Origin of the sequence: Oscillatoria sp. HE19RPO (genome assembly GCF_024220515.1) — a bacterium.
GTDB lineage: Bacteria > Cyanobacteriota > Cyanobacteriia > Cyanobacteriales > Laspinemataceae > Laspinema.
This window is the reverse complement of record NZ_JAMXOT010000401.1, coordinates 1-6,811: the sequence shown is the minus strand read 5'-3', so window position 1 is coordinate 6,811 and position 6,811 is coordinate 1. Positions and strand designations below refer to the sequence as shown.

The 6,811-nt window shown below is 47.2% G+C and carries 6 protein-coding genes and 1 pseudogene; 1 reads left to right on the top strand and 6 read right to left on the bottom strand.

Annotated elements, in window-relative coordinates:
- Positions 1-238: 238 nt before the first annotated feature.
- Together NG833_RS27860 and NG833_RS27855 are read right to left on the bottom strand one after the other, a co-directional pair.
- Positions 239-529: a PqqD family protein gene (locus NG833_RS27860; protein WP_254568522.1), complete on the bottom strand. Its 291-nt coding sequence runs from the start codon at positions 527-529 to the stop codon at positions 239-241.
- 25 nt (positions 530-554) lie between these two features.
- On the bottom strand, positions 555-1,784 hold the full coding sequence (locus NG833_RS27855) for a nucleotidyltransferase family protein (RefSeq protein WP_254568521.1): 1,230 nt from the start codon (positions 1,782-1,784) through the stop codon (positions 555-557).
- A gap of 481 nt (positions 1,785-2,265) precedes the next feature.
- Here NG833_RS27855 and NG833_RS27850 point away from each other — a divergent pair, with 481 nt between their 5' ends.
- A complete protein-coding gene (locus NG833_RS27850) occupies positions 2,266-2,688 on the top strand; it encodes a lasso peptide biosynthesis B2 protein (RefSeq protein ID WP_254568520.1) in 423 nt (140 codons plus the stop codon).
- A gap of 138 nt (positions 2,689-2,826) precedes the next feature.
- Here the strand turns inward: NG833_RS27850 and NG833_RS27845 are convergent, their stop codons facing one another.
- The 4 genes and pseudogenes from NG833_RS27845 to ilvB form a co-directional block, all read right to left on the bottom strand.
- A complete protein-coding gene (locus tag NG833_RS27845; RefSeq protein ID WP_254568519.1) occupies positions 2,827-3,075 on the bottom strand; it encodes a hypothetical protein in 249 nt (82 codons plus the stop codon).
- 162 nt (positions 3,076-3,237) lie between these two features.
- Positions 3,238-3,507: pseudogene (locus tag NG833_RS27840) on the bottom strand (GTP-binding protein); the annotation flags it as partial.
- Between the two features lie 101 nt (positions 3,508-3,608).
- Entirely contained in the window at positions 3,609-3,833 is a 225-nt protein-coding gene (locus NG833_RS27835; RefSeq protein ID WP_375293970.1) for a GTP-binding protein, read from the bottom strand.
- A 266-nt stretch (positions 3,834-4,099) separates the two neighbouring features.
- Entirely contained in the window at positions 4,100-5,962 is a 1,863-nt protein-coding gene (ilvB, locus tag NG833_RS27830; RefSeq protein ID WP_254568518.1) for a biosynthetic-type acetolactate synthase large subunit, read from the bottom strand.
- Positions 5,963-6,811 lie beyond the last annotated feature (849 nt).

The following is a 6,811-nucleotide window of genomic DNA, read 5'->3' as shown; positions in this document are numbered from 1 at the left end:
ACCGAATCCTCTTAAGTCCCCCTTTGAAGGGGGGAGACCGAATCCTCTTAAGCCCCCCTTTCAAAGGGGGGTTTGGGGGGATTTGATTTAGCCTCAGAAGAATCCCCCCAAGCGTCCCCCCTTTCAAAGGGGGGAGACCGAATCCCCCCAAGCGTCCCCCCTTTCAAAGGGGGGAGACCGAATCCTCTTAAGCCCCCCTTTCAAAGGGGGGTTTGGGGGGATTTGATTTAGCTTGGGATTAGACCGTCTCCTGTTCTACCGTTAACAACCCCTGGGCCACCAGTTCGTCCACTAACTGAGTGACATCCTGACGCAAAGTTGCCTCATCTATATCAAATCGGCGCAATAGTTGCTCGATCGCTGTTTCGAGATCGAGGCGATCGCTCAAAAGTTGCCAGATTTGACTGCCTACGGAGTTTAAGCTGTAGTACATTTCATTATCGATATTCATCAACACCACCTCCCCCGCGAGTTCTTGGGCGAGAATGTGACTGGGAATCGTAAATTGCATCGTGCTATTTTGGCTCATGTTCAATTTCCTAACTATTTCCTGACTATTTCCATAGTAATTTCCAGAGAAAGGCGATTTTCTCCGGGCCGATTTTATAACTTTTGATTAACCGGATAATCCGCAAGGGGTAGTAAAGGAAAAATAAGTACCCAGGTAAGGTATAAATTTCGCGGTCTCTTCGGTTCACGTTGAACAAAACCCCGAAAACATATCGCGCTTTATCCCTGAAATTCATGCCCATCAAAGGAAACAGTCTTAACCCCCCAAATAAAGAGGGCTTAACTCCCATTTCTGTCCGGTAAAAAAGCTGCTGGTGTTCGGTGGCTAACTCGGTTAATTCTGGAAAAGCCTGAATTTTTAGTAAGATGGCTTCGGGAACGGAGATTTGCAGGTAAGTGCGGGTAATTTCAATCGCCAACCAGAAATTGCGATCGCGCTCATTCGTGGCACACCGTTGGAGAATTTCCTGCCAATTAACCTCTGGACAGTGGCCAATAAATGCCGCAAAATCGCAAATTCGTTTCAGCATTCCCCAACTATCTTTAGTCCCATGTAAATAAGCGAGGGCGATCGAATCTTCCGGGGAAAAAGTTTGCACGGTTTTGCCCGCAATAGAGATGGTTTGCAACCGCTGCCAAAATGGTTCTGAATCCAATTCCAGATAAAATTGCTCTGGCAGCAACCCATAATGCAGATCCACTTTCACGCGATCGTCCTGTCGCACCATTTGCACTTGTCTAATCACCGCTTCTTGGGTGCCAAAAAGGGGGTCGCGATATCCCTCTTGAATCAGTAACTCTTTTGCTTGGGAAAAATCTGATTCCCGCACCAGAATATCCAAATCGCAGAATTCTCTCACCGCCATATTCCCATAAGCTAAGGTCGCCCAAACTGGCCCTTTAAAAGGAATCGCTTTAATCTCATGGGCGGCGAATAAATTCAGTAACCGCAAAAGTTCTTTGGTAAGAAATAAGTTTCGGGCAATTCGTTGTTGAGCGTAAGCTTGAAGTTGCTGGGATATCTCCCTGGGAATCAATTGAGGATGAGTTTTATTCAGGGTTTCGTAAACTAGAAGAAATACATTATGTTGGGCTGCTTTTTGCCGGAAATAATTCCAGTCTAAATCCTGTTGCAGTAGATGGGCAATTTCAGCGGATGTAGCCGTACCGAGTTGGTAACGGATGCAGTATAGCAGCAGTTCAGTTTCCGGTCGGTTGTTATGGTTTTGCTTAGGGATTTGATTGTCGGTATTTTGGGTTAGTTCTGCAATCATATTTGCCAAAATTTCAAAATTTCAAAATATCGAAATGCCAAAGGGTCAGAAAAGTCCCTTGTAGTAGCCACGGATTAAAATCCGTGACTACAAGAATCAAGTCCGCGAAGCGCGGACTAAACAAATAACGGAGCTAGATAACCCGCCAAAAAGGCGGGTTTTGTTCATGTAGCGGCTCCTTACAATCCGTCGCTACGCTCACGACCTGCGGACGACAGCAATTCTCATTTTGACCCGCATCCTGTCCAAGATGCCAAATCTTGAACGAAGGAATGGGGCTTTCAAGAAGCACTCTTGAGACTGTTCTCAATAAGCTTGAGCAAAATTTCCATAATGAGAATTGCTGTGCGGACGAGGAACAACTTGACAAAATCGTTAATCTATGATATATCATTAATACGCGATAGACAATTAATAGTCAAAAAAAATCAGAAATATTACAAATCAAAATTATTAACCAATGAACCTGTGGAAGTTAGCAATGCGTAAATGCCGCAGTTTTTGGCGGATGGACGGGGATGACCGCTGGCTATTGCTGCAAAGTTTTTTGTTGCTTTTCCTGGTGGCAATATCGCTGAAATTTTGGGGATTTAAGCGGACGCAAGCGTTTTTAGCCAAACTGCACTGCCCACGCGATCGCCAAATCATAAAAACAACTCGAATGGTGCAGTTAGCTGCCAGATATTGCCAACCTTGGGCAAATTGTCTGAAAAAATCTCTGGTTTTGTGGGGTTTGTTGCGTCACCAAGGAATCGAGAGCGAATTGCGAATTGGGGTCAAAAAAAAATCGGGAAATTTTGCTGCCCATGCTTGGGTGGAGTGGCAAGGATTTGTCCTCAATGATACTCAGGATGTGCGCGATCGCTTTTCTATGTTTGATGCTGCGATCGAAGTGAATAAGTAGTCGTCCGCCCAAAGGCGGACTATAGAATTCCGGTGATATTATGCAGTCGGGGAAAGGGTCAGCAGAGTCCGAACTCACAGGGTTTGGAACCCCTTTCCCTGACAAGTTTTAAATCGCCTTTAATCAACGGATTTCGGATTAGATAATTTCTTCTATATCGCCTGTTCCAGTTCCGCTTTGAAGAGGGAAGCGCCCTTGTTTTAATCTCGCCCATCCTAAATTTTTGCGTAAATAGTCTTTAATTTCATAATTTTTAATCTCATGTTCTCTCAGTAAAATTTCATCTTTATTGTCTAATTCTTGAATTGGGGGATTTTTTGAGTGATCTTGACGATCGCGTTGATGTAAAATTTTTTGTCCTTGAGTCGCTGCGATCGCTGACTCCACATACTTACCTTCAAGAATGTATAACCGACTTCAATTATTATACGCAGCCACTGACCCTCCATCGGCAGCAATCAGATAATTATTCAGTGCTTTTTCATCCTATTGTATATTTTCATAGACTAAAGCTAACCGATCATAAATATTGGCATCATTAGGTTCAAACTCTAAGGATCGTTTATAATTAGTTTCTGCTTTGTTGAGCACCACAATGGGGCGCAGTCCTTTTTTTTCCAAGGCTTTTTTCAGCATAGACCGGGTTTGCGGCATCGGGCCAATATTGGCATCCACAATCAACAGACAGCCATCGACCATCCCCAGGACTCATTCCACTTCACCGCCAAAGTCCGCGTGACCGGGGGTATCGACAATATTAATTAAGGTATCTTTGTAGCGAACGGCGGTATTTTTGGAAAGAATTGTAATAGATCTCTTGCAAAAAAAAGGATTGATCCCCCCAACCCCCCTTAAGATCCCCCCCCGCCCCCCTTCTTAAGGGGGGGCCAGAGAAATAAATATTTAGTTTCACGGGGGAGTCAGAGGAATAAATGTTTAATTGTAGGGGGGGGCCAGAGGAATAAATGTTTCGGTTCACGGGGGGCTTTAAAGAATTTTGCAAGAGGTCTAATGTTTTGTTTTTGTTTTAAGGGGTTGGAGTCCCTGATGTAATCCGGGACTCCAACCCCTTTACGAAAAATACCAGATTGTTTGAGCAAGGCATCGATCAGAGTAGTTTTGCCGTGATCGACGTGGGCAATGATAGCGACGTTGCGAAACTACGAACATTTAAGAACGACTTCAGTCGGGACGTTGAACATTTAAGAACGACTTCAGTCGGGACGTTGAACATCTCCCCCATCCTCCCTATCTCTCTTAGGGTATTCCAACAAATAAATTATCCAAATCCGATGGTTAAGCACCTAAACAAGACTTTAATTAGCCCGCGCAGGCACCGCTTTGTCCTGTGAGCCTCCACCCTGAAGGGTGCGGGGTTTTTGGATATTTTATTTTTTGGAGTTCTCTTACCCTAGAGCTTCGTTCCGCATTCAGGGCAGAAGTGATTTGTGGAGGCATTTTTGGCCCCACAATTGCTGCAATAAACCAACTCAACCTGCAAGTCTTTTTGTTTGAGTTCCGGTAACCCTATCATTTGAGCATTACTCTTACCCGGGGCTACCATTGGATAGCAGTTTTCATTGCGGGTGACATGGACATCAAGGACAAAGGGTCCATCATGAGCCAGCATTTGCGCGATCGCATCCGAAAGTTCGTCTCGGCTTGATACCACCTTCCCTGTCATGCCATAAGCTTTACAGAGTAAGGGAATATCCGGCATTCCCACCTCCATATTGGAGGAAGAGTAGCGTTCCCCATAGAAGGTTTCTTGCCATTGGCGGACCATCCCCTGCCAGCCATTATTGATGATGACAATTTTGACATTAATGCCATACTGGGCGATCGTTCCCAGTTCTTGCAGGTTCATCTGGAAGCTGGCATCGCCACTGATACAGATGGTTTGGTGATCCGGTAGGGCCACTTGGGAACCCATCGCTGCTGGAACGCCAAATCCCATTGTGCCTAATCCGGCGCTGGAAATCCATCGACGGGGGCCATTTTTCAGGAACTGGGCGGCCCACATTTGATGCTGTCCCACATCGGTGGTGTAGTAGGCATCTGGTGCTTGCCGTCCCACTTCCACAATCACCTCTTGGGGAGAGAGGGCGGTTTCTGGATGGGGCACCAACAAGGGATAATCTGACCGCCAGCGCTCAATTCGTGCTAACCACTCTTTGGTTTGATTGGCATCGGCAATATCCCCGGTTTCCCGCAGGCGACGCAACAGATCCATGAGCACTTGCTGCACGTCTCCGACGATGGGAACTTCGGGTCCCCGGTTTTTACCCACCTCTGCGGGGTCGATATCGATATGAATGACTTTAGCGCGGGCGGCAAACTCATCCAGCTTGCCGGTAACGCGATCGTCGAAGCGCGCGCCAACGGCAATCAGCAAATCGCATTCACTCACGGCAAAATTCGCGTAGGCGGTGCCATGCATTCCTAACATTCCCAAGGACAGGGGATGATGTTCATCAAAGGCCCCGATGCCCATGAGGGTAGTTGTCACGGGAATCTGAAAATGTTCGGCGAGTTCTTTAATGCAGTCATGAGCACCAGCGGCGATCGCCCCCCCACCAACATACAGTAAGGGTTTTTTGGCTTGGCGAATTAACTCGATCGCCTGATGAATTTGTCGGGGATTCCCTTTGACTGTCGGGCGATATCCGGGTAATTTAATACTCCCTGGTTCCACCGGCACATAGTCAAACTCTTCCAACCCCACATCTTTGGGGATATCAATCAACACCGGACCGGGTCTGCCGGTACTGGCAATATGAAACCCTTCGGCGACAATCCGCGCCATATCCCGAGGGTCGCGCACCACATAAGAATGTTTGACAATCGGTAAGGTAATGCCATAAATATCCGTTTCCTGGAAGGCATCGGTGCCGATCGCCGCCCGGGGAACCTGTCCCGTAATCACCACCATCGGAATCGAATCCATGTGGGCGGTGGCAATCCCGGTGACTAAATTCGTTGCCCCCGGACCGGATGTCCCAAAGCAAACCCCCACCTTGCCGGTGGCACGGGCATAGCCATCTGCGGCATGAGAGGCTCCTTGTTCATGGCGAACTAAAATATGCTGGACATCCCCTGCGGCTTCAAACCGATACAGTTCATCATAAATCGGTAAAATCGCCCCTCCGGGATAGCCAAAAATATGTTTGACTCCGTGACGCTTGAGACTATCCATCAACGCATAAGCGCCGGTTCTACGGGTGGGAACCACGATGGGTTTGGTTTTTCTGTCTGATCTGCTTTCTGAAAGCATGGGCAAACCTCATGTACTCTATGGGAATAGTTGTAAATCCCCCGCTCTTGAGACCGGGGAAGAAAAATAACTCAAGGGAGTAGCTATTTCCCGGCCTCTAAAGAACGGGTTACGGACGCTACTATAAAAGTTTCTATATTTCATGATGCCTTAAGAGTTAATGAAATATAATGTTTTTTTGTTGAGATTTTGGCTCTAGCTTCTCATTTAACCGACTCCAACCGATTTTGGCCCCGATCGCAGTCCCTCTGGAATAGACCTCGGGCATGATTGGCGATCGCACCCCATTTTGGCCCCGACGAGACTCGGTTTTTTGCTAAACCCCTGAGTCCATAATACGGAATCCGGTTGTAATAGGTCTATAACAACGAGCCACCTCAAGCAGTATTTGTAGGGGCGCTTCGGGAAGCGCCTCCACGGGCGCTTCGGGAAGCGCCCCTACAATTCGTTTTAATAGACCTTTAAAAACCGGATTTGGTATAATACGGAATTCGGTTGTTAAAGGTCTATAAAAACCCACACCCTCAAGGGTGGAGGCTCACCAGACAAAGCCTGCCTACGCAGGCTGAAGAGTAAAATAGGTCTTTCACAACCGGATTTGGTATAACATGGGAGCCAGCCCTGGCCCCTCCCGTAATCTCAGGAGAACCCGACCCCAGAGACCGGGAAGGGGTCCCAAAATGAAGCTCACTGGATGAAGGACTAGAGCTAGGGAACTCCAAAAAATAAAATACCCAAAAACCCACACCCTCAAGGGTGGAGGCTCACAGGACGAAGCGGTGCCTGCGCGGGCTAAGAACGTCTTTTTAGTTCCTTAAGCATCGCATTTGGGTGATTTATTTGTTGCAA

What these genes read in the sequence shown, in the direction of transcription:
- NG833_RS27855 (WP_254568521.1), bottom strand. Translation starts at nt 1,784, where the DNA reads ATGATTGCAGAACTAACCCAAAATACCGACAATCAAATCCCTAAGCAA.
- ilvB (WP_254568518.1), bottom strand. Translation starts at nt 5,962, where the DNA reads ATGCTTTCAGAAAGCAGATCAGACAGAAAAACCAAACCCATCGTGGTT.
- NG833_RS27860 (WP_254568522.1), bottom strand. Translation starts at nt 529, where the DNA reads ATGAGCCAAAATAGCACGATGCAATTTACGATTCCCAGTCACATTCTC.
- NG833_RS27850 (WP_254568520.1), top strand. Translation starts at nt 2,266, where the DNA reads ATGCGTAAATGCCGCAGTTTTTGGCGGATGGACGGGGATGACCGCTGG.